The organism is Portibacter marinus, from assembly GCF_021533195.1.
GTDB classification, from domain to species: Bacteria; Bacteroidota; Bacteroidia; order Chitinophagales; family Saprospiraceae; genus Portibacter; species Portibacter marinus.
Map to the genome: position 1 here is coordinate 242206 of NZ_JAJNKB010000005.1, position 22992 is coordinate 265197.

20 protein-coding genes are annotated in these 22992 nt (G+C 38.1%); 11 read left to right on the forward strand and 9 right to left on the reverse strand.

Translation table 11 applies throughout. The annotated features are described in order from the left end of the window. Positions 1-256: 256 nt before the first annotated feature. Positions 257-1369 (reverse strand): LOG family protein, encoded by a 1113-nt coding sequence (locus L2567_RS13705; RefSeq protein ID WP_235298360.1) that lies wholly within the window; start codon positions 1367-1369, stop codon positions 257-259. Next, the gene (locus tag L2567_RS13710; RefSeq protein ID WP_235298361.1) at positions 1366-2799 is read right to left on the reverse strand and encodes an outer membrane protein assembly factor BamD; all 1434 of its coding nucleotides are present in this window, start codon (positions 2797-2799) and stop codon (positions 1366-1368) included. The genes L2567_RS13705 and L2567_RS13710 overlap by 4 nt, the downstream gene beginning before the upstream one ends. A gap of 448 nt (positions 2800-3247) precedes the next feature. On the opposite strand from L2567_RS13710, the gene L2567_RS13715 reads away from it, so the two are divergent. Further along, complete coding sequence (locus L2567_RS13715) at positions 3248-5710, forward strand: Ig-like domain-containing protein (protein ID WP_235298362.1); 2463 nt, start codon at positions 3248-3250, stop codon at positions 5708-5710. 204 nt (positions 5711-5914) lie between these two features. Here L2567_RS13715 and L2567_RS13720 read toward each other — a convergent pair whose 3' ends face one another. Both L2567_RS13720 and L2567_RS13725 read right to left on the reverse strand, forming a co-directional pair. Continuing rightward, complete coding sequence (locus L2567_RS13720; protein ID WP_235298363.1) at positions 5915-6634, reverse strand: LytR/AlgR family response regulator transcription factor; 720 nt, start codon at positions 6632-6634, stop codon at positions 5915-5917. A 13-nt stretch (positions 6635-6647) separates the two neighbouring features. After that, positions 6648-7697, reverse strand: coding sequence for a sensor histidine kinase (locus L2567_RS13725; RefSeq protein WP_235298364.1), 1050 nt, complete (start codon positions 7695-7697; stop codon positions 6648-6650). 150 nt (positions 7698-7847) lie between these two features. Between L2567_RS13725 and L2567_RS13730 the strand changes: the two genes are divergently transcribed. From L2567_RS13730 to L2567_RS13750, 5 genes are read left to right on the forward strand one after another with little or no spacing between them, the layout of a single operon-like run. Beyond that, complete coding sequence (locus L2567_RS13730) at positions 7848-8258, forward strand: 6-pyruvoyl trahydropterin synthase family protein (RefSeq protein WP_235298365.1); 411 nt, start codon at positions 7848-7850, stop codon at positions 8256-8258. 9 nt (positions 8259-8267) lie between these two features. After that, on the forward strand, positions 8268-8864 hold the full coding sequence (folE, locus tag L2567_RS13735; protein ID WP_235298366.1) for a GTP cyclohydrolase I FolE: 597 nt from the start codon (positions 8268-8270) through the stop codon (positions 8862-8864). Positions 8865-8867: 3 nt separating this feature from the next. Further along, entirely contained in the window at positions 8868-9746 is an 879-nt protein-coding gene (fabD, locus tag L2567_RS13740) for an ACP S-malonyltransferase (RefSeq protein ID WP_235298367.1), read from the forward strand. 24 nt (positions 9747-9770) lie between these two features. After that, positions 9771-10322 (forward strand): YqgE/AlgH family protein, encoded by a 552-nt coding sequence (locus tag L2567_RS13745; RefSeq protein WP_235298368.1) that lies wholly within the window; start codon positions 9771-9773, stop codon positions 10320-10322. A gap of 4 nt (positions 10323-10326) precedes the next feature. Then, the gene (locus L2567_RS13750; protein WP_235298369.1) at positions 10327-12225 is read left to right on the forward strand and encodes an ABC-F family ATP-binding cassette domain-containing protein; all 1899 of its coding nucleotides are present in this window, start codon (positions 10327-10329) and stop codon (positions 12223-12225) included. Here the strand turns inward: L2567_RS13750 and L2567_RS13755 are convergent. Next, entirely contained in the window at positions 12208-12924 is a 717-nt protein-coding gene (locus tag L2567_RS13755) for an RluA family pseudouridine synthase (protein WP_235298370.1), read from the reverse strand. The genes L2567_RS13750 and L2567_RS13755 overlap by 18 nt on opposite strands. Continuing rightward, on the reverse strand, positions 12921-14903 hold the full coding sequence (locus L2567_RS13760) for a bifunctional riboflavin kinase/FAD synthetase (protein ID WP_235298371.1): 1983 nt from the start codon (positions 14901-14903) through the stop codon (positions 12921-12923). Before L2567_RS13760 ends, L2567_RS13755 begins: the two co-directional genes overlap by 4 nt. Positions 14904-15014: 111 nt before the next feature. On the opposite strand from L2567_RS13760, the gene L2567_RS13765 reads away from it, so the two are divergent. Genes L2567_RS13765 through pyrF form a run of 3 tightly spaced genes read left to right on the forward strand, consistent with a single transcriptional unit; the run spans position 15015 to position 17184 of the window. Further along, entirely contained in the window at positions 15015-16103 is a 1089-nt protein-coding gene (locus L2567_RS13765; RefSeq protein ID WP_235298372.1) for an Mrp/NBP35 family ATP-binding protein, read from the forward strand. Positions 16104-16112: 9 nt separating this feature from the next. Then, positions 16113-16370, forward strand: a complete 258-nt coding sequence (locus tag L2567_RS13770; RefSeq protein WP_235298373.1) for a NifU family protein — start codon at positions 16113-16115, stop codon at positions 16368-16370. Continuing rightward, positions 16357-17184 carry an orotidine-5'-phosphate decarboxylase gene (pyrF, locus tag L2567_RS13775; RefSeq protein ID WP_235298374.1) on the forward strand — a complete coding sequence of 276 codons (828 nt, stop codon included), beginning with the start codon at positions 16357-16359 and terminating at the stop codon, positions 17182-17184. Before L2567_RS13770 ends, pyrF begins: the two co-directional genes overlap by 14 nt. A 2-nt stretch (positions 17185-17186) precedes the next feature. Here the strand turns inward: pyrF and L2567_RS13780 are convergent, their stop codons facing one another. Further along, positions 17187-17717, reverse strand: coding sequence for a GNAT family N-acetyltransferase (locus L2567_RS13780; RefSeq protein ID WP_235298375.1), 531 nt, complete (start codon positions 17715-17717; stop codon positions 17187-17189). Between the two features lies 1 nt (position 17718). On the opposite strand from L2567_RS13780, the gene L2567_RS13785 reads away from it, so the two are divergent. Continuing rightward, positions 17719-18156 (forward strand): YybH family protein, encoded by a 438-nt coding sequence (locus L2567_RS13785; RefSeq protein WP_235298376.1) that lies wholly within the window; start codon positions 17719-17721, stop codon positions 18154-18156. 25 nt (positions 18157-18181) lie between these two features. Here L2567_RS13785 and L2567_RS21145 read toward each other — a convergent pair whose 3' ends face one another. Further along, complete coding sequence (locus tag L2567_RS21145) at positions 18182-19570, reverse strand: exonuclease domain-containing protein (RefSeq protein WP_235298377.1); 1389 nt, start codon at positions 19568-19570, stop codon at positions 18182-18184. Positions 19571-19624: 54 nt separating this feature from the next. On the opposite strand from L2567_RS21145, the gene L2567_RS13795 reads away from it, so the two are divergent. Next, the gene (locus L2567_RS13795; RefSeq protein WP_235298378.1) at positions 19625-20851 is read left to right on the forward strand and encodes an exo-beta-N-acetylmuramidase NamZ family protein; all 1227 of its coding nucleotides are present in this window, start codon (positions 19625-19627) and stop codon (positions 20849-20851) included. Positions 20852-20859: 8 nt separating this feature from the next. On the opposite strand, the gene L2567_RS13800 is transcribed toward L2567_RS13795, so the two are convergent. Continuing rightward, entirely contained in the window at positions 20860-22905 is a 2046-nt protein-coding gene (locus L2567_RS13800) for a ComEA family DNA-binding protein (protein ID WP_235298379.1), read from the reverse strand. Between the last annotated feature and the right edge of the window lie 87 nt (positions 22906-22992).

Sequence of the window (22992 nt, forward strand, 5' to 3'; positions counted from 1 at the left end):
AATCTTTAATGTTGATAAATGACCATATGTTCATATGTTATTATGTTGGAAATCAAATAGTTATAGGTTTCGAAATTTTTAACAAGGCAAGCGGCCATTGACCTAAAACCCTTTAAAGAACTTTATCATTACAACTTTATTTAGCATAATCTAAATAAATATTTAGACAGTACTAAATAAAATGATTTACAAATGTCCGAATATTGCAGTGAAATTTTTGGCCTAGTGGAGCTTTTTAGTTTACACTTTTAAACAATTAAACCTTAATCGGCGGATTTTTTTCGATAAAATGGACTACTTCTTCCGGGTCATCGGTCAGCATGAGCAGTCGTTGATATGCCTTTTGATTTGAAAGCTGTTTCAGTACCGGAAAGAGCATGGTATCCATCTCATATCGCTGTCTGCCCAGAAAAACCATTGGACTGATATATCCAAATGTAGCGTAATGATTCTGAGCAGCATCCATAAAAATTTCCTGCGTTGTTCCAGCACTTCCGGGAGCGTAAACGATGCCGTGTAAACATATCGCAAGTAAGGTATCTTCACGGATACTATTGGAAAAATACTTCGCTATATGTGATGCGAAGACATTGCTGGGCTCATGTCCATAAAACCAGGTGGGTATGGCCAGGCTTTCCTGCCCTTCGGGAAACTCATGGAGCACTTCTTTAGCAATTTCCATATATCCATCATCCGTATAATGGGGTGCAAAAGAAAGCTTTCGAATGGCTTCTGCAAGCGCTTGATCTGATTTTCCTGCAAAATATGCCCCCAAATTGGCCGCTTCCATAATACCCGGACCTCCACCAGACGCCACAAAATATCCATGTTCTGTGATAGCTTTAGCAGTATAGGCTGTTTTGCTGAAGAAAAGGTCTGTTCTCAAAGTCCCATGTCCACCCATAAATCCAACCACTTTGAGTTCATAATCCCCCTTTGACCTTGCACCTAGTAATTCTCTTAAAGCGTGGTCCACGGCATGATCATGTATTCTTTGCCATAAAGATTCATTTATTGACGGGGAAAACCTGGTCTCTGAAAAATGTTCGTAAATGTTCAGATCCTTCGTTCTTCCTTTTTCTATCACTTTTTCCAGTTCCTGCCAGGTGTAAAGAGAGGCTCTGTAAGGATTGTACGGTAACTCATTATAATCCGGCAATATAAGCGCGCCATCATGAATGAGTTCCACCTCCAGATCTTTATCTAATTCACATCCAAGAAAAGTGAGTGTACATCTTTTGAATTTATCCGCAGATATTTGCTGATCCTTTAGATTAATATTTTGAAAAGTAATGTCTTTGTGATATGCCCCATCTGCAAGTAAAGTCTTAAATTCCTCCAACGTATTTATAACCAATTCCTTTCTCACAATAATTCATCAATTTTTTCAACCAGCCAATTTCGGGAAGCAACACTGCCATCTCTGGCCAGATCATCTTTCAGCTTTTTAAGTTTAGGTTTAGAGTAGGCTAATTTCATTATTTTCTCAATATAACTGTTGAAGTTGCCGAAGATCAATTTATATTGATCCGGTATGTTTTTATGTCTGACCAGAAATACTTTAAATGCATTCACTGAAGACTGCGCCAGATCCTTGTTGTTCATTTCGTAATAAGCAATAATAAGCATAAGTTTAGAATCAAGGGTATACACAAGGTCATCAAACTCAACTTCATTCAACAAGTCAATTAATCCATCATAGTCCTTCTTAAATAAAGCCACTCTAGCCAGATTAAATTGGAGTGCATTCGCCCGATACTTAGGATTGATCTTTTGAGCATACTCTTTGATGAATTTTTCCACCCACTCAATGTCACCTAGTCTTAAGCCTATGATGCAAATATTTCTGAAGGATGTAGGTGTGATTTCGCCATTGACCAGTAAAACTTCTTTTTCTAAACCTTCATTATAAATGGTCAACAGTTCCGAATTGAAGTTTTTCATCCCTTTATTTACCTTTCTGACACAATAGTTAAGCGCTGCATCAAATATGTGCTTCGCTTCTTGCTGAGGAAAAAGGTTGAGGTTTTTCTGTATCAGTTCTTTAAGTTTGTAATAGTGTTCGACTTCTTCCGGCTCTATTGTCGTCAAGTAGATCTGATAGTAAATACCAATAGTGGGAATATTGTAATATTTTTTGTCTTTGACCAGTTCCACGATGTCTTCTATAAAAAGCAATTCAATATCGTGTTTGACGACGTTCTTCCACGATAGCATGGAACAGTAGTAGCGAAGCTTCTCGGCTATAAAGAAATAGTCCAGGTTGTCATTGATGTCCTGAATGTTGTAGAATTGAATTTTAGATTTTGAGGCAGATTTTTTTTCAAACTCACTGGTTAGATTAAAACGATGTTTTTCTGCCATATATTGATAGAAGTAGTAGTTGGCATTTCGTTCTAAATGTCGTTCGGAAAGGCGTTCAGTAGTTTTAAGTACAGAGTTGTAAAGTTCCGGCATCTTATTATCAATCACCGCTTCCAATAGGCTGGTAGATTCCTTTAGAGGCTGAGCTTTAAATTGTTCGACTGATAAAAATTGTTCTAGCAAGCTGAGTAGATCAGTATTGTACTTGCGAAATCTGGAATCCTTGAAACCCTCCTGTTTAAAAACCTTTTTCCAAATTTGCTCCTTTGTGTAATCTTCAGTTTCCCCTTTCTTGATTTCCTGATAATAGAAGTCAAATAAATTGATGAGCTTCTCATTCTGATTGAAATACGGAGAGTATATAAACTTTTTAAACCTGTTTAAGTCATAGATACTCAGGCGGTTCAATGCTCTATAAAACTTAAGATTCTGCATTGCTAGATTTAGGAAGTTTCTATATATAACAAAATTAAAAATATAACAATCGGAGTAAAATGTTGGTGCTTTTTCAGTACTAAAATACGTAAATTAACGAAGGCGAAATTAAAGTTACCACTTCCCATGACCTGACGTCGACAACAAACCATAGTGTCGGCGTCTTTACTTTAAAACTTTTTTTTATCTCGGCCGTACCAAGTTTGTAGCCTAACAACTAAATCAAGGGGCTTTCAAACTATTTTTACCCTTTAAAACTTAAATATTTTGATTTAATTTAATATGTAATCTGTTTAAACCCATTTGAATATATTAGAAAAAATATGATATGTGTGCTTTTGAGTGAAAATTGACCGTTTTTTTATATTAAAAAAAAATATATGTAATCGAATTATTCTTTTTTCTTCTTATCTTGCTTCCTGTAATAACCATTTTAACTGCAATTCCCATGACAAAAGTGATTATTAAATCGCTCTTAAATGTTGTGGTAGTATTTCTACTACTGCCAGTTTTGGGTATGTCTCAGTCAAATCCTCAGGTTCTATATAAAGATATCATAGATTCTGAATTTCATTTTTCCTTCATTAGTAGTGCTGCACCTCCTGTAGTTTTAGAACACCCATCCCATGGTAGTTTTAGCTTACAAACTACACCTGATGGTGAAAATACCTATAACTATACTTATGCACCAGGTATAGCAGAAGGGGAGACACAAGCAGTTATTGAGTATTATAGAGTAAATGAAGTTACTGGTGCCTTAACTCCTGACTATACCACTATATATTTCAGAATCACACCTTCGCTTATAAGTTGTTCAGATGATCGAATCATCATTGAGAAGAATGCTGGTATTACTTCTGTTGATGTGTTGGCCAATGACAGTAGAACTGATGGGCCGTTGGTTTTAGAGTCTTTACTTTACTCGGAAAATGGAGCAGCCACAATCATCAATGGTAGGATTATGTTTATGCCAGATCATGATTTTGTGGGAGATGCGTTTATTTATTATAGCGTAAAAGACCAAAAAGGGAAGAAAGGATCTGGTTTGCTTAAAGTTAAGGTGGTTGATCTTGCGACTATTCCACAGAAAAAAGAGCTCTTTTATATTAGTTATGGCGGAGAACCAGTTGAAATAGATTTACCATTGAACGGTTTTAAGGTTAATGGAAATTTGAGCTATGGTTCTTTCAAGCAAGTCGACGGTGCTAATATGTATATTCCGTCGGGCAATCAATCCACTACAGAAGTTTTTGAACTTAAAAAGGATGGAATTACGAGGAAGATCAATGTTAAAATGATCTATATGCCTCGTCCTAATAGTTGGGTAAGAGATGATGTGAGATATACGACAAAGGGGGAGAAAGTTACCCTTGATGTAACCAAGAATGACCTTAAGAAAAATCAGCAGATCATTCAGCACTCCAGTGACTTGGTTCCCGGGTTATCCAGTGGCCTATTTACCTATGAACCGCCATCCTACTACACGGGTTCTAGGAAGATGACTTACACAGTCAGCGATGGTTATGATAGTGAAACTGGATTTGTTACGGTTCATGTTAATAATTTTAATCCTCAAACAAGACATGATTATGAATTTCTAGCATTGGGGAATAATACGCTGGTCATCAACTATAGTATTCCGATCGAGAAATTCACTTTTGAATTAATAGAAGCGCCTGAACGTGGTAGTGTAGTCATTAACGATGGTAAATCCACCATTAATTTTGAATGTGACGCCATTTCGGGTAACAACCTTATTCTTTATGATCCAGATTATAATTATACAGGGAAAGATGCTTTTAGAGTAAGATACTGCGTAGAAGGATCATGTAAGAATATCGAAATTGCTGTTGATGTAGTGCAGAACAAAGAAGATATTTGTCATTGCTATACAGGGTGTGTGTGGGCTGGTGATGCCAATAATGATGGAGTGGTCAATGCTTCTGATTTAATTTCAATGGCGAGTGCTTTTGGCGAAAGTGGTGCCGACTCTGACATGGGTGGTGTATGGTTGGGAAGGAAAACAGAGGATTGGAATTTTGTTTCTGACAATGGGATTAATGCTAAGTTTGCCGATTCTGACGGAAATGGGCTTGTTGATGAATTCGATTTTGATGCGATTGAGGAAAACTACAATCAAAATCATGCACTGGTTCCTCCTCAGTTTATAGAAAGACGAGATTTCCCTTTCACTATTGATCTGGAGAAAGATACCGTTTATGCGGGAGATTTGATCACATTTGATATTGGAATTGGAAACGCATATTACCCAGCACTAGAGGTCAATGGTTTGTCTTACTCCCTAGGATTTCCGCCCTCTTTTGTAGACTCTACATCATTTAAAGTTGCTTATCAAAGCAACTCTTGGTTTGGCATTGATGAAAAATTAGTTTCAATTTCGAAACAAATACGGAAAGGATGGGTCGAATCAGCTGTCGGCAGATTGAGTCCAGCACATAAGAGTGGTCATGGGGTTATTGGTAAGATTAGTTTTATTGTAGAAGAAGATGTAGTGGGTGGTTTTAGAGTAAAAAATGATGGAATTATACCACTAACGATTCAAGTTTCAGACATTCAAGTTGCAACAGGAGATGGTGCCATTGGTGCACTTGACGACACTGGAATAACAATTTATATCAATGTGAATAAAAGGTCTGAAGAAAAGGAAAATGCTCGACTTTTGGTATTTCCTAACCCCGCTCAAAATGTCCTAAATCTTCACATGAATGGAGGACATGAAATTCTTTCTTATCAGGTATTGAACATCAATGGACAGGTGGTGAAAGCCCAATCTGGTCTTCTAAATCGCTCTGAGGTTTTTTATGTCAATGATTTGAATCCAGGCGTATACATCTTAAAGGCCAATACTACTTCTGGAATAAGGGTAGAGAGGTTTGAAGTTCTAAAATAATCTTTTGTTTTTTCTTTTTAAGCTCGGATGTTAAACTGTTCGATATTCACGAGTTTTGGGACTGGCAAATTCCATTTGTCGGAAAAGTACCTAAAGCCTCTGGTCAGAAAAATACCGAGTCCCTAGCACAAACTAAGTCCACTTGAAAAGTCTTTTAGATGTTAACCATATCTAACCTTTTCTACCTTTTTTAAGTAGCCAGTATCACAACCTGTTTTGATTGACAATATCCAACAATTCATCCCTGTAATTTTTGCCGATGGGCAATTGCTTGACTTTGCCATTTTCTAAGACTTCGACAGTATTTCCAACCACAGCCTGGATCTTATTCAATCCCAAAATATAGGAACGGTGAATTCGCTTAAAGAACTTCTCAGGAAGTTTGTCCTCCAGGCTCTTCATAGTCTGAAGGGTTATGACTCTGCCAGTTTCCATCCTTATAATGACATAATCTTTCAGGCCCTCAATATATAAGATGTCATTGTAATTAACCTTGATCAATTTCTTATCAGCCTTCACAAAAATATACTCATCATCGTCATTCCCAGCTGATCCACTATCTGACTTTGAGCCAATCTTCTCTGTAGCTTTATTTACCGCCTTCATGAAGCGATCTAGTGAAATAGGTTTAACCAAATAGTCCACAGCGTCCATTTCAAAACCTTCTACAGCATAATTTGAATAAGCTGTTGTAAATATGACTTCCGGCGGATTTTTCAAGGATTTATAGAAATCGATACCAGTCAATTGAGGCATTTGAATATCAAGAAAAATAAGGTCAATATCATGCTTCTTTAAAGCATCATTGGCTTCAAATGCATTTTCACACCTTTGAACTAAGTTGACTTCCGGCATCTGTTCGATAAATGTTTCAAGAACATCTAGGGCCAAGGGTTCATCATCTATTATTAATACATCGATCATTTCACAAATTTAGTTAGTTATTTAATTTTATTTTCAAATCTATACAGTAGTTATTGGGGCTGTCCTTAATGCTCAGTTCATGGCTATCAGGATAAAGCAGGTTCAGTCGTCGTTTGACATTGACAAGTCCGATACCTCCACTTTTTTTCCCGTTAGGATTGGGCGCAGATTCAGCTTTGCTATTGTCAATAGAAAAGTGGACATCATTCTCTGATATCTTCATCAATATTTTCACATATCCCCCGCTTAATTGATTACTCAAGCCGTGTTTAAAACTATTCTCCAGAAAGGGAATGAATAATAGCGGAGCTATTTTTTGATCCTTTATCAGACCGGATACCAAAAAATCTATTTTTATATTTTTTTTCTGCCTTAGTTTTTCAAGTTCCAGGTAATTCTCCAGATAATTCACTTCCTTCCTCAAAGGCACCCTTTCCTCATTACATTCATAAAGCATATATCGCATCATTTCTGAAAGTTTCAGAACGATTTCAGGAGCTTGGTCTGACTTCTTTAAGGTCAAGGCATAAAGGTTGTTGAGCGTGTTAAACAGAAAGTGAGGATTGATTTGAGATTTGAGAAAATTTAGCTCGGACTCCGTATTTTTATGTTGAAGTTCCATCTTTTCCACACTTCCTTTCTGCCAGTCTAGAATGATTTGAAAGATGGTAGAAATAGACCCATAGAAGAGCAGTTGGAAAAAAATAATGCCTTGCCTCGATATAAAATAGGTCTGAACTCCCGGTTGATCACTGAACAGCAGGTAAAAAATAATGGTCTTTAAGGGGGTGAGAATGATGGCTGTAAGAACCAGTGCAATGGCATAATTGATTCCACTATTTCTTCTAAGATAATTGGGAATTAAAAAATATAAATTGAAGTACACAATGACCATGTAAAAACAGATCGTCACTAACTCTTTGATAAGTGTAAAAACGCTTGAGGGGTTAGGGTCTATTAATATCAATGCAATGTAGAGCCCTACCCAGAAAAGAGCATGAAATAAAGTATCCCGTTTTGCCCAATCCGGTATGTTGAACTTCAAATCCGATCTAATACTCATCATCTGTATTTACAATGATTCCAACTGAAAATTGGTTTTCCTATGGCTTGTTTTTAGATCAATCATCACCAGCGATCGATGAATCACTTCCAAAAATAAAGATAGTTTTTTCAAGCTTATTTGTACTTTTGCGCGAAATTAAAGCTAAGGATGGTTTATTTGACTAGGATAGAAAAGTTTAATGCTGCCCATAAGTTATGGGTGAAGGACTGGTCAGAGGAGAAAAACCGTGAAGTATTTGGTAAGTGCAGCAATAAGAATTGGCATGGCCATAATTACAAGCTGCTTGTCACAGTTAAAGGCAAACCTGATCCAGTCACTGGCTTTGTGATTGACGCTAAAAAACTAAGTAAATTGATAAGAGTGCATGTGACTGATAAATTAGACCACAGCAATCTTAATTTAGATGTGGATTTTATTCCTCGCAATACGATGCCGACCACCGAAAATTTAGTAATCCTGATTTGGAATGAACTGAAACCCCATCTCGATAGTTGTACCTTACATTGTGTAAAATTAATTGAGACAGACACCATATACGCTGAGTATTATGGTGAATAAAGTTTGAACATGGCATATAAAAAAACAGAAGAATACAATCAGGAAACCACCGAAATACTAAAAGAGAACTTCACCAGTATCATCACGGAAATAGGGGAGGATCCTTCCAGAGAGGGATTAGTGAAAACGCCTGAAAGAGCTGCTAAGGCTATGCAATTTCTAACTCAAGGGTATTCGATGGATGCAAAGGAAATTTTAAGTTCCGCTTTGTTTCCTGAAGACTACAGTGAAATTGTGATTGTAAAAGATATAGAGGTTTATTCTATGTGTGAACATCATATTCTACCATTTTTTGGTAAAGCTCATATTGCCTACATCCCGAATGGACATGTTGTGGGCTTGAGTAAGTTGCCCAGGGTAGTGGACGTTTTTGCCAGAAGATTACAAGTACAAGAAAGGTTAACACATGAGATCCTAAATTGTCTTCAAGACACTCTTAATCCGCTTGGTGCTGCTGTTGTAATAGAAGCACGTCATATGTGTATGATGATGAGGGGTGTAGAAAAACAGAATTCTATCACCACCACTTCAGCGTTTACTGGTGAATTTAGAAAAACAGAGACAAGAAATGAATTTCTTAAGTTATTACTATCTAACAGAGTATAGAAAATGAAAGCATATATATTTCCTGGACAGGGGGCTCAATTTGAAGGAATGGCGTCAGAGTTGATGGCTACATCAGACGAAGCCAAACTCTTGTTTAAAAAGGCAGATGAAATATTGGATTTCAAGATTTCAGAAGTCATGGTGTCTGGTAGTGCAGACGAGCTAAAAGAAACTAAAGTAACCCAGCCGGCCATATATTTACATTCAGTGATAAAGGCTAAATTGGCAGGTGATGCTTTTCAGCCGGATTTCGTAGCAGGACACAGTTTGGGTGAATTCTCAGCACTTGCAGCGGCAGGTGCATTGTCGTTTGAAGAAGGTCTTAGCCTGGTAAGTAAGCGCGCTTTGGCAATGCAAGAAGCTTGCGAAATGCAAGAATCCACCATGGCTGCAATTTTGGGATTAGATGACGCTGTTGTAGAGGAAATATGTGGAAAAGTGAAAGATCTAGTGGTACCTGCAAATTATAATTGTCCTGGTCAACTGGTTATTTCAGGAACCATAAATGGAGTTCAGGAGGCTGTCCAGCTAGCAAATGAAGCAGGTGCAAGAAGAGCGTTGATTTTAAATGTGGGAGGAGCATTTCACTCACCATTGATGGAGCCGGCGAGAGAATCTTTACAATCGGCAATTCAAGAAGCACAGATTGATTCGCCGATGATACCTATTTTTCAAAACGTAGATGGTGAAGCACAAACCAATCCTGAAATCATTAAATCAAATCTGATTAAACAGTTAACAGCACCAGTTTTGTGGACACAGACCATGAACAATATGATCAAGGCTGGTGTCACTACCTTCGTAGAAGTCGGTGGAACAGGCAAAGTACTATCAGGTTTGGTCAAGAAAGTCGATCGCAAGATGCCTTGTGAAACTTTATAAAACCTTGTTATATTTGGGACTGATATGAATGTTGAAGTAGGAAAATTACTTTTGGCCCAACCTTTTATGTTAGATCCTAATTTTAAGAGATCTGTAGTGCTTTTGTGTGAGCATGATTCTGCCAAGGGATCACTTGGTTTTATTCTGAATAAACCTTTGAATATGCAGATTTTAGAACTAGTGGGTGACTTTCCGGATATAGAAGCAGATGTTTTTTACGGTGGACCGGTAGCAACAGACACCTTACACTACATACACGATAAAGGTGACCTTCTACAGGATAGTATAGAAATTCATAAGGGAATTTATTGGGGCGGTGACTACACAAGGCTTAAGTTTCTAATCGAAAACAAACTCATTCTGGCCAGTAATATTAAATTTTTTGTAGGATATTCAGGATGGTCTGAAGAACAACTGGATGCTGAATTGGAGATTGGATCGTGGGTTGTTGCAGATATGGATTTTAATTATCTTTTTCATAAGGAGGAAGGTAAACTTTGGAAGAAGGTCATGGAAAATAAAGGTAGTTCTTATGGCGTCATTGGCCAAATTTCCGAATCACACAGATTGAATTAGTGTTATGATTAATGTGCAAGGTCTGTATATCCAATACGGAGACAGAATTCTTTTTAATCGACCAAATCTCACCATCGAGAAAAATGAGAAGATCGCATTGATCGGTCGGAATGGTGCTGGCAAATCGAGTCTTTTAAAGCTATTATGTGGTAAGTTTACTCCCGATGAAGGAAGCATAGAAGTACAAAACGGTGTTACCATGGGTTATCTTGAACAAGACCTTGACCTGAACTATGATACACCGATACTAACGGAAGCTAAAAAGGCTTTCGAGCACGTCAATAAACTAAAGCAAGACCTGGAAAAGATCAATGCTGAATTAGAGAAGGGCATTGAGGATATGGATTATATGACCAAGCTTCTTGAGCGTCAGGGTGACTTGTTTAACAGATTAGAGATTCTTGGTGGAAATACGATAGAAAGTGAAGCTGAAAAAATTTTACTGGGTTTGGGTTTTAAATCTACGGATCTGACTCGTAAGCTAAGTGAATTTAGTGGTGGTTGGCAAATGAGAGTAGAAATTGCGAAGTTGTTATTGAAAAAACCGGACGTACTTTTACTGGATGAACCAACCAATCACCTGGATATTGAAAGTATTATATGGTTGGAGAAATACTTGAAAAACTATGAAGGTACAATCGTGCTCATTTCCCACGATACTCAGTTTCTTGACACCATTTGCAATAAAACCATTGAAATAGATGGTGGTCAATTCCATGAGTACAAAGCATCCTACTACAAATACATTGAATTGAGGGAAGAGCGGATCGCTATTCAAACTGCAGCGTTTAAGAATCAGCAGAAAGATATTGAGCAGAAAGAAAAGACCATTAAACGCTTTATGGCGAAGGCCAATAAAACAAAGATGGCGCAATCCATGCAGAAGCAATTGGATAAAATGGAAAGAATATCCATTGACCATTTTGACACCAGGAACATGAATCTAAGATTTCCAGATCCTCCCAGATCAGGCAGGCTGGTTGTAGACGCTCATTGTTCTAAAAGCTATGGCCACCTGAAAGTCTTAAGTGATATTCAGTTTTCAATTGAACGTGGGGAAAAAGTAGCTTTTGTTGGACAAAATGGACAAGGAAAATCTACGCTGGCTAAACTTATTGTTGGACAAATTGAACCAAGCAGTGGGAATATAGAGCTTGGGCACAACGTCGAGATTGGGTACTATGCTCAAAATCAGGCTGAAGAGTTAGATAGAGAGAAAACGCTTTTAGAAACCATGCAGGATCATTCCTCCGCAGAACAGAGACCAAATTTACGAAGTATCCTGGGTAGTTTTATGTTTTCCGGTGAGGATGTGGATAAGAAAGTAAGTGTCCTTTCAGGAGGTGAAAGAGCGAGACTTGCTTTGGCGGTGATGGTTCTAAGATCTTTCAATCTTTTGATATTAGATGAGCCTACGAATCATTTAGATATTCAAGCAAAAGCGGTGCTGAAAGATACTGTTGATAACTATGAAGGCACTTGTATCATTGTGTCACACGACAGAGAATTTTTATCCGGCCTAACCGATAAAACCTACGAGTTCCGAGATAATCAATTGATAGAGTATTTAGGAGATGTGAATTATTTCTTAAAGAAGAGGGAGTTGGATAATATGCGCCAGGTCGAGAGAACAGAGAAGATAACCGACCAGCGTGAAGAGAAGTCCAAGCTGTCTGAGGACGAAGTAAAAAAAATGAAGAGAAAAATTCAGTATTTGGAGAGAGATATTGAAAAATTAGAAACAAAAATTGAGGCGGTTCAGAATAAAATGTATGAACCTGATTTTTACAACGACCCAGATAGTCAAAAAGTAATTTCCAGGCACAACGAGATGAAGAAGGAGTTGGCTCAAAAAATGGAAGACTGGGAATCTCAGGTAGAATCTCTAGACGGATTTGCGTAATTGATTGATCACGGCCCTTAAATCCTTGGGTAATTCTGCGGCCAGTTCTAAAGAATTATTGGTCATAGGATGTTTGAATTCCAGTTTATGGGCATGTAGACTTACTCTTGAAAGCAATGGTTTCTCTTCTTCGTGTTTAGCTTTCCTGTACTTTTTTCCTTTAATTTCTGATAGAAAGAAGGCATTATCACCATAGATGGGATCGACCAGTAAGGGTGTAATGATATTCTGAAAATGTACTCTTATTTGATGATGACGTCCAGTCAAGATTTCAGCTTCTAATAACGCAAAGTTTCCGAAAGTTTCCACTACCTTATAAACTGTAGAGGCACTTTTCCCATCTTTAGCTACAACACTTTTATTTTGGTTATTCAATTTTTTCAAAGGTAAATCAATTTGCCCTTCGTCAGGTCTCGGAAGTCCTCTGGTCAATAAGACATAGAATTTTCGAATTTGTCTATTTTGAAACATTAAGCTAAGCAACCTGTGTGTTTCAGCATCCTTTGCCAGAATTACAATTCCGCTAGTTTCCATATCAATACGATGGACGATAAAAATTTCACCCAATTTTTTCTTGTAGTAATATTTTAAAGATTTATCCATCTCGGCCGTTCTTGTCGGAATCACAGGAATCCCGGATGGTTTATTGACTACAATTAAAAACTCGTCTTCGAATAAGATTTCAGCCAGGGGTTTCACAGCTCTTCGAATTTTCTTTTTCCTAGCAAATAAAAACTAATAGGTATGACCTTGTTATACTTTCCAGTGTGATTCTCCGGGCCGATGGCATTTTCCTCTATCAGGCGGTTGAAGTTTCTTTTCGACTTCATGATTTTCCTAAAATTACCATAGACCGATAAATGAGCTTTAACGACTGTCGGAATAGCATCCCATTGACCTTTCATGAACAACAGTAAGGCTGCTCCGCCATCGAGGACTAGTCTCAAGATAAACTTGGGATACTTCATCAAGCCGGTCTCATTTTTAAGGAAAGTTTTCAAACTATTTCTGAAGTTAAGATAGATCTTCTTAGAACTTTGGTAGGGTAGCGTGCCTCCGCCCAGATGGTAAACCACACTTTCATTGACAGACATGACCTTGTATCCTGCCCTTTTCATACGCCAGCATAAATCTATCTCCTCATAATGTGCAAAGTAAGTTTCGTCAAAACCTCCAAGGTTGTTGAATAGCTCTGTTCTGACCACCATAGCAGCACCACTTGCCCAAAAAACCTCTAAAGTATGATCGAATTGTCCTTCATCTAATTCTACTTCGTCAAAAATTCGACCTTTACAAAATGCATAAGATAAAGCATCAAGATAGCCTCCGGCTGCTCCGGCATGTTCAAACTTTGTAGGCTCGGAAAGCGATCTGATCTTAGGCTGGCATGCTCCTATCGTCTTATCGTTAGACATTAATTTAAGGATGGGGTCTAGCCAGTTTTCAGTTACTAAAACATCATTGTTTAAGAGGACGGTGAATTCTGTGTCCACGTCTTTCATTGACCTGTTATAACCTTCTGCGAATCCATAATTCTTTGAGTAGGCTAAGACGTTAACCTCAGGATGCCATTCTTCCAGATATGCTACCGATTCATCCGTTGAAGCATTGTCTATGACCAGTATATCCACGTCATCTTTACTACTATACAAAACCGAAGGCAAGTATGATTCAAGGTAATCCAATCCATTATAATTGATAATAGCAATAGTGCATTTTGCAGATTGCTCCATTTGCCTTACCAAATACTGATGCAATACGAGCTTTGCATGCTGTTCATCTTCATGTAATTGAACTTTTAACTTTTGGAGATTATCAAAAGTCATGTCATCCCTAATGAACATAACCAATTCAAGTGTTAGTGTTTCACCGTAAATATCATGATCAAATTCAAATATATTAACCTCGATTCTCCTTTCCTCTTTCCCTTTTAAAGTCGGTCTTTTGCCTATGTAAAGCATTCCCTGGTAACGTTCTGCTCCGATTTTAACAAAAACAGCATATATCCCATCGGGAGGAATCAATTTATGTTTTTCGCTAATTTGAATATTGGCTGTGGGAAAACCTAATTCTTTACCTATTTGCTCGCCACTGATGACTTTTCCGGTGATGACATAATGGTAATTCAGAAATTTATGTGCAGCTGACATCTCTGCATTCAATATGGCTTTTCGGATCTTCGTACTTGAGATGGTGATTTCTTCTATTTCCTGTGCTTCTATCTGAACCACCTTGAACTGAAATTTTTCCTGATATGCCTTTAGCAGGTCAATATTCCCTTCACGATTCAATCCAAATCTGTGATCATATCCGATGACGATAAAGCTAGGCTTGAAATATCTCTCCAGAAAGTTCTCCACGTAATCTCGTGGGTGCATCTGTGAAAATTCGACTGTAAAGGGCACGATAACGAGTATGTCCACGCCAAATTTTTCTAGAAGTTCTATTTTTTCCTCAAGTGAGGTCAGTAGTGACAAGGATTGGTCTTTGGGATAAATCACACTTCTTGGGTGTGGATCAAACGTTACAATGACGCTCTTTCCATTGATCTCCGTCGCCAACTGGTTAATTCGAGCAATGATCTTTTGATGTCCCCGATGCACACCATCAAAAGAGCCAATCGTCACTACAGCATTTTCAATCTCTGGAATTTCTTCCAGCTTTCGAAATATTCTCATTTACTTGTCGGGAGTAAAATTTATGCAAAAGTAATAAAATTAAGGTCTTAAAAAACCACTGAAACATTAATGAATATTAAATGTTTTACATTTGTAGTAAATTATAAAACAATGTCGATTGACAACAATAAGGTGGTAAGTGCATTAGGGACTGTGAAAGACCCCAAGACCGGGTTGAATATCATCCGATCGAAGATGGTGGAAGGACTGAAAATTGACAATTTGAATGTTACTTTTACTCTGAATGTGCCTTCAGATGACCCTCAAATTAAGAGTGAAATTAATTTTGCCTGTATTGCTGCCATTCAGAATGTATATCCGGAGGCCAATGTGCATGTTCATATGGCCGGATCCGGTACTCCAAATAAGAAAGGGACCCTTCCTCAAATCAAGAACATAATTGCTGTGGGTAGCGGGAAAGGCGGAGTAGGAAAATCTACGGTTGCTGTCAATCTTGCACTAGGGCTGAAAGAGCTTGGTGCCAGTGTGGGTTTAATGGATGCCGATTTATATGGACCTTCTGTACCTACCTTGCTAGGTATGCAGGGTGAGCGGCCTAAGATTGAGAAATTGTATGGTCAACCGAAAATGAGACCATTGGAAAAATATGGGATATCGACCATTTCTATTGGATTCATCATTGAGCCCGAGCAGGCGGTAGTTTTACGGGGTCCCAGGTTAGGTGGAATTATCAAGCAATTTATCAACGATTGTCTTTGGCCGGAATTAGATTTTTTAATTATTGACTTACCTCCGGGAACAGGCGATATTCAATTGACTATGGTTCAGACCGTTCCGGTCACTGGTGTTGTTATGGTGACCACTCCACAGGAATTGGCGTATGTAGATGCACTTAAGGCGATGAATATGTTTAAACTGTCTAACGTCAATGTTCCAATTTTGGGTGTGGTAGAAAATATGGCGTGGTTTACACCTGGAGAGCTTCCTGATCACAAGTATTATATTTTTGGAAAAGGGGCTGGTAAAAGATTGGTTAAGGAAAGCAATACAACCCTTCTAGGTCAAATACCGTTGATCCAAAGTGTAAGGGAGTCCGGTGACAGTGGTGCACCAGCAATGACGCAAAAGGATCATCTCGCCTTCCCGTATTTCAAATCGATGGCAGAAAAAACACTTCACCAGGTCAATTTGCGAAATGAAGTGATGGCACCAACCCAAATAGTGAAAATAAAAACGTAATTTTGCAGTATGTCTGACAATGAAAGAAAGGAATGGATCAATAGAGTAGATACTGCTCTAGAAGACATTAGGCCTCACTTAGCCGTGGACGGTGGAAATATCGAGGTCATGGATGTTACCGATGAACTGTTGGTGGAAGTGAAGTGGCTTGGTAATTGCGAAATGTGTTCCATGTCTACGATGACCATGAAAGCTGGGGTAGAGCAGGCAATCAAATCCAGGGTGCCTGAAATCAATGGTGTAGTGGCAGTCAATGGAGTTCAATAATCAACGAATTTTCGAGTATATTTTAAAGAAGCAATCCTTCCTTTGTGTAGGATTAGACAGCGATTTCGAACGAATACCGGATCACTTAAAGGATACGGAAGATCCTGTATTTGAATTTAATAAAGCGATTATTGATGCGACAAAAGATTTTTGCGTCGCTTACAAACCGAATATTGCATTTTACGAATCTTTAGGACCAAAGGGGTGGCACTCGTTACATAAGACCCTCGAATATATCCCAGAGGATATCTTTACCATTGCAGATGCCAAAAGGGGAGATATCGGTTATACTTCCGCACAATATGCGCGCACCTTTTTCCAAACCTATGAGTTCGACAGCGTGACCATTGCTCCTTATATGGGAGAAGACTCCGTCACACCATTTTTAGGATTTAAGAAGTATGTTATTTTACTGGGACTTACTTCTAATAGAGGAAGCACCGATTTTCAACATTTTAAAAATGAAAATGGTCAGGAGTTACATGAACTGGTAGTGACTAAGGCACAGCAATGGGCAAGTCCCGACGAACTAATGTTTGTAATAGGGGCGACCCATCCGGAGGCCTTTAGAAAAATCCGATCATTGGCTCCAGAGCATTTTTTTCTGGTTCCGGGAGTTGGAGCTCAGGGTGGTTCCCTGGAAGGCGTTTGTAGGCATGGCATGAATGATCAAGTAGGATTGTTGATTAATTCTTCGAGAGGTATTATTTTTGCTTCTACGGGTAAATCATTCGCTCGTGATGCTGGGATCAAGGCTCAAGAGTTGCAAATTGAAATGGCTAAGATTCTAAAACAAAAAGGTTTTATCCAATAGTTCTACGTAGTACTTACTGAATAGATATAGTCCTCGCAATCTTCTTCATCATTGTACTTGATACCTAAATTAACAAAGCCATTTTTATTTAAAACGCATTGACTTGCAATATTTCGGCGGTCAGCATATGCAACGAGGTTGTTAATCTCTGGTATTTCCTCACACAATCTAATAAGTCCAGCGACCATTTCGCTTCCAAATCCTTTACCCCAATATTTTCTAAGCAAGCGATAGCCAATTTCCCAGTTATCTTCCTTGTCTTTAATCAAGGCAATGGTACCCACAAAATCTTCACTTTCCTTCTTGACTACTGCCCACACCCAAAATTCATTTTCTTCGTCAAGATACCTGGATATTACCTTTTTTAAATCTTTTCGATTCTCCTTTTCGGTGTTTGCTTTTTTAGCTACATATTTCATAACCTCGGGATCGCCTTGCATTTCATGAAATGCGTCAAAGTCATACGAAGTAAGTTGCCTTATGGTCAGTCGCTCTGTTTGATAAATATTATCTTGTTTCAAAATAGATATCATAATGAAAGTAAAGTTAATGATCTTTTGCCTTTTTACCTTACCCTTCTTGTGCTCAGCACAGATAAGCTCTGAGGATCGAGAAGAAATTATTGAGGTGATGAATTTTCAGGAGAATGCGTGGAATGAAGGAGACATTCCAGCCTTTATGGAAGGATATTGGAAATCTGATTCATTAAGATTTACCAGTTCAGGTCGAACCAATATGGGTTGGCAGAATACACTTGAAGGCTATATTAAAGCGTATCCGACTTTAGAGAAAATGGGAAAGTTGACTTTTGAAATATTTGATATATATCCTATAACCGATGGTTCCGCGGCATTAACGGGATCTTACTACCTTGAAAGAATGGATGAGGATTTGAGCGGATTTTTCACGTTGATCTGGCGGAAAATAGATGAGGAATGGAAAATCGTTTCAGATATGACTTGTACTAACTGATGCTTGCATTTCATGCATTGTGTGTCTAAAATGAAATGATCTTAAGATGAGGGTGTTCCAGGATATAGTTTCTTACAATATTATTGGTTTCTGGATTTTCAGGGACATAGTTAATGGTTTCCTTGATTTCCTCTATGCCCATGTTCAGGTCTTCCACAGTGGCGTATCCAAAACCTCTGTAATATCCTTCTTCGACTAGAATAACTGAGTATTCCTCTTTATGACGACCCTGATCGACCAGAATGAAATTTTCACGAAAAAGCCGGGATAGGCTCGATATGGCCAGATTGGCTCTTTCATTATAATCTTCTACAGATTCCTTGAGAATACAGGCACCCAAGCAGTTACCTAGCTTATAATCGAAGCACGGACCATCGCCGCTTTCCAGGTCATTTAATTTTAAGCAAAGTGTAAATTCCTTCGAAACATTTTTGATATGTGATTTTGCACTTTGAAGGCTGGAATAGTCTGAAAGAATGTTTTTGTCCTTTCTACGTTTCTTGCTAGTTTTCTCAATACGAAGTCTTAAATATCCCAAATCATCTATAAAATGATGGACGAAATATGGAAAATGTTTATTTCTGGAAGCTCGATTGATTTCAGGCTGATGTAATTTTATTTCTCTAGATTCATGGAGCAGTGAAATAAGTTCACTACCAGTTAGCTCAAAATCGATAGAATCAACGTGTTTTTGCAAATTCTCTGCTTTCTTAGTCGTCTTAACAAAGTGCTGAATGACCCTTTTTTTAATGTTCACACTTTTTCCAATGTAGACCACTTTTCCATAAGAATTATAAAAGTAGTAGACGCCACACTCTTCCGGAAGCTGGTGTAAACGCTCCATGGTAATGGACTTGGGCAGTTGAGATTCTCTTAGTCCATGATTAATGTACATTTTGATATTATCGGCAGAATCTTCGACTTTAAAAATTTTCTCCAATAGTTCCGTCGTAGCCATGGCATCTGCTAGGGCTCTATGTCTGGCATTGACCTCTATTCCAAAGTGCTTGATCAGGTTTCCCAGGCTGTATGATTTCAGACCTGGAAAAGTCTTTCGGGCCAATCTGACGGTATCCAGCTGGCGTTTGCTATAGGTGTAACCTAAATCTTTAAATGCCTCTTTAATAAAAGTGTAATCAAATCTCACATTATGCGCGACGAAAATAGCCCCTTCGGTAAGTTCGACGATCTTCTTTGCCACTTCGTAGAATCTAGGAGCATCGGCGACCATTTCATCCGTTATTCCTGTTATTCTCACAATATTCGGAGGAATACTCCTTCCTGGATTGATGAGTGTTTCATAGGTTTCTAAAACACGATTTCCATCATGTACAACGACTCCTATTTCAGTGATTTTATCGCGTTTTGCCATTCCACCAGTTGTTTCGATGTCAATAATGGCATATTTTTTCACTAAATTTGACGATTAAGGCGTTAACAATTGAGATGCAAATTTAATATAAATTAGATGATTAGATATATATACTTTATTACATGTGTTTTATTTGGATTAGCAGCTTGTGAAGAGCATTCAAATTCTATTGCAAACGGTTATGACAAGTCCAATGGGAAGTTTGTCTCAGCTGATGTCTCTATCTCTGTAGGAGCAGAGCAAATGGGTGCTTACTATCCCTATATTAAAGATCGGAAGATAGGGCTGGTTGTTAATCAAACCAGTATGGTGAATGATAAGCATTTAGTCGATACCTTGCTAGAATTAGAAGCGGATATCGCTGCAATCTTTGCTCCTGAACATGGTTTCAGAGGTGAAGCAGACGCAGGCGAGCATATCACATCGGGTAAGGACCCATTGACAGGTGTGAATATCGTTTCGATTTATGGGAAAAATAAAAAACCAACAAAAGAACAACTGGCGGGTATCGATTTGATGATTTTTGACATTCAGGATGTAGGTGCTCGATTTTATACTTATATCTCCACACTGCATTATATTATGGAAGCGTGCGCGGAAAATAACATTCCATTACTAGTACTTGACAGGCCTAATCCAAATGGCTTTTTTGTAGATGGACCTGTTCTCGACAAGAATTATAAGTCTTTTGTGGGAATGCATAAGATCCCTGTCGTGCATGGCATGACTGTAGGAGAATATGCAAAAATGATCAACGGTGAAAATTGGCTGCCCGATGGTATGCAATGCGAACTGGTTGTCATTCCTTGTGTAAATTATACGCACAACATGACTTATGACCTGCCAATTAAACCATCACCTAATTTGCCTAATTTAAGATCTATTCTTTTGTATCCATCCATTTGCTTTTTTGAAGGGACTAAAATAAGTATAGGCAGGGGTACTGATAAACAATTCCAATTGATCGGACATCCTGAATTGGATAATTATGAATTTACATTTACTCCTGAATCAAAGCCAGGAGCCACTTCACCAAAGTTGCAAGGTCAAAAGTGCTACGGAAGAGATCTCACCGAATTGTCCGTAGACTATTTAAAAGGAGTGGCAAAATTAGACCTTTCTTATCTATTAGAAGCATATCAAGCTTTTCCAGATAAAGAGGAGTTCTTCTTAAAGAGTAGTTTTTTTGATAGACTAGCTGGAAGCGACCAACTTAGGAAACAGATACAAGCTGGCTTATCGGAAAAAGAGATCAGGGCCAGTTGGGAACCGGCATTAAGCAATTATAAAAGAACTAGATCAAAGTATTTAATATATGAATAAAGTATAAATCAAAACTTAAATCTTAATTGGGCCTTTACGTCGGTTCTTTTATTATCACCTATTTCTTCTAAACCACTTCCTACGGTTTCTCTATCGTTAAAATAGGTGCGTGCGATGCGAAACTCTGCTGTCAAAAAGCGGTTGACCCTATATCTTAGGTTGGCATAAGTTCTAAATCCTCTGTTAGAAAAGGCAGGTATACTAAATTCATAAAGTAAGTCATTTTCGTAGGCATAAATTCTACTATCATAATCATCAGTGTCAAAGACCGCATATCTAAATATTGCTGAAAGTGGAAAATCATTTGACCTAAAAATAAGGTCTTGATACAGTAAGAATCCAGTCGAGATATTGTTTGTTTTGGTAAACCTGCTCAACTCTAGTCGATTTCTGATTTCAATACTAGCATTGACAACATAGGTATTATGAAAGCGCAGTCGATGCCTATTAGTACTTGCAACTCTGGTCGTTTTGAAGTTCTCATTTGATTGATTTTGATCTTTTTGCTCAAAAAAGTATTGAATGTAAAAATCAGCTTTTCTTTTTTTGTGATACCAAAATTTGATAAAGTATTCCCTTCCATTGGACGGGGAATCCACTCTAAACCTCAACCAGGGAAAAGTAAAGAAATCGGCATATCCATGAACTTGAAGACTTTTATTCAATCTTATGATGGATGAAAGATATACTCCTTTTTCATTTCTGGCAGTACTTGATTCAGTAAATGAATTGGCATAGATGGTTTGATAGTCCCGGGCAATATTCCTGTAGACAATCGATAGTTCAAAACTTTTATCCAGCCCAAGAATAAGTCCGTTCAATATAGCTAGATCACCCTCTTTATCAGAGGCAAATTCACCGAAAAGATTAAAGTTTTTCCAGATATAACTATAATCCAAACTACCATTGACATAAGACCTCTGAAGGCTGCTGAATAACTGATATAGCTGAGTGCGCGTATTGAGTGACCCGTTAAAGCCGGAATACAGAAAATTAGCATTCAAGTTAAAAACATTTTTACGATATCTCAGACTTCCACCAATGTCTGTATATCCTAACTGGTCTTCCTTTCTTATTTCGTTGATAGTCCGGTGAAATCCGTCAGATGGCAATGAGGTGTAGAAGGTAAAGGGGTTATTGTTAATGGTATCTACAAAGAAATTTGCATCTCTTTTTTGATAGGAAGCGAAACTGGTTAGTGAGAGGTGGTCGTTTAAACGGATATCAAAAGCCGCACCACGTAGATAATTAAATTCATTTACTGAAGTATAGGGTCGAAGTGTTCTTGTTCTGTTCTTCACCCTCATCACCTGAGTACTTTTTCCAGTGCCAAACCCCATGGCTGCTACCAACCCTTGTCCCATACTTACTGAATAGTCCCCTATGATTATCTGATCAACGGTGTTGATCGGATTCTTAATTTGCAAGTGTCCTGAGTAGTAGTCAAATCCTTGCTGATTAGAACCTCTAAAGAACTCCTCACCTGCATCTTTCTCTGCGGTCAGACCCAGCTGTACCTTTCGTCCTGCAGTGTATTTATATCTTACATACAGTTTATTAGGATCTCCGAGATAGGGATTCAGAGGCTCATCGGTATAACCTCTTTGTGTTTCTAAAACCCGGCGCCATTTGAGGTAAAGTTCACTTTTTTGATCTCTCAATAAGCCCTGATTAAATTCCCGGTCAGACTGAGCGCCCACTTTTACGAGAGATGACAGAAGCCTGACTTTATCAATAGAAAGTCCTTCTACACTCTGAAGTTCCAGGACGCTGACGAAATCTCCGTGATCTTCTCTGTGTTTTAAAATAGCGTTGATCTCTAGATCACTCAGAAAAAACAATGCAGATAGTTGCTCTCTTGTGATATCATTCAGGTCAGCAGGTCGGTCTAAGTACTCATTGATTTGTTCCAGGATGGTATTCAGATCTAAGTCTCCATCTTCATCCTGATTCGCAAGAATGCTTTCAATCCACTCTTGCGCTTCGAGAGATTGAGCAGCAATTCCTTTTGAAATCAAAAAACAGCATCCCAGAATGAGTAACCACCGTAACATATGATTGAAGGTATAAAATCCCTGAGAAATTTAAGCGTCTATTTACTTGGCATAACAATTAATAATAATATATTATACTGATAATCA

Excerpts from the sequence above, each read along its gene's own strand:
- L2567_RS13710 (WP_235298361.1), bottom strand. The coding sequence starts at position 2,799 with ATGCAGAATCTTAAGTTTTATAGAGCATTGAACCGCCTGAGTATCTAT.
- L2567_RS13715 (WP_235298362.1), top strand. The coding sequence starts at position 3,248 with ATGACAAAAGTGATTATTAAATCGCTCTTAAATGTTGTGGTAGTATTT.
- L2567_RS13720 (WP_235298363.1), bottom strand. The coding sequence starts at position 6,634 with ATGATCGATGTATTAATAATAGATGATGAACCCTTGGCCCTAGATGTT.
- L2567_RS13725 (WP_235298364.1), bottom strand. The coding sequence starts at position 7,697 with ATGAGTATTAGATCGGATTTGAAGTTCAACATACCGGATTGGGCAAAA.
- L2567_RS13730 (WP_235298365.1), top strand. The coding sequence starts at position 7,848 with ATGGTTTATTTGACTAGGATAGAAAAGTTTAATGCTGCCCATAAGTTA.
- folE (WP_235298366.1), top strand. The coding sequence starts at position 8,268 with ATGGCATATAAAAAAACAGAAGAATACAATCAGGAAACCACCGAAATA.
- fabD (WP_235298367.1), top strand. The coding sequence starts at position 8,868 with ATGAAAGCATATATATTTCCTGGACAGGGGGCTCAATTTGAAGGAATG.
- L2567_RS13745 (WP_235298368.1), top strand. The coding sequence starts at position 9,771 with ATGAATGTTGAAGTAGGAAAATTACTTTTGGCCCAACCTTTTATGTTA.
- L2567_RS13750 (WP_235298369.1), top strand. The coding sequence starts at position 10,327 with ATGATTAATGTGCAAGGTCTGTATATCCAATACGGAGACAGAATTCTT.
- L2567_RS13760 (WP_235298371.1), bottom strand. The coding sequence starts at position 14,903 with ATGAGAATATTTCGAAAGCTGGAAGAAATTCCAGAGATTGAAAATGCT.
- L2567_RS13765 (WP_235298372.1), top strand. The coding sequence starts at position 15,015 with ATGTCGATTGACAACAATAAGGTGGTAAGTGCATTAGGGACTGTGAAA.
- L2567_RS13770 (WP_235298373.1), top strand. The coding sequence starts at position 16,113 with ATGTCTGACAATGAAAGAAAGGAATGGATCAATAGAGTAGATACTGCT.
- pyrF (WP_235298374.1), top strand. The coding sequence starts at position 16,357 with ATGGAGTTCAATAATCAACGAATTTTCGAGTATATTTTAAAGAAGCAA.
- L2567_RS13780 (WP_235298375.1), bottom strand. The coding sequence starts at position 17,717 with ATGATATCTATTTTGAAACAAGATAATATTTATCAAACAGAGCGACTG.
- L2567_RS13785 (WP_235298376.1), top strand. The coding sequence starts at position 17,719 with ATGAAAGTAAAGTTAATGATCTTTTGCCTTTTTACCTTACCCTTCTTG.
- L2567_RS13795 (WP_235298378.1), top strand. The coding sequence starts at position 19,625 with ATGATTAGATATATATACTTTATTACATGTGTTTTATTTGGATTAGCA.
- L2567_RS13800 (WP_235298379.1), bottom strand. The coding sequence starts at position 22,905 with ATGTTACGGTGGTTACTCATTCTGGGATGCTGTTTTTTGATTTCAAAA.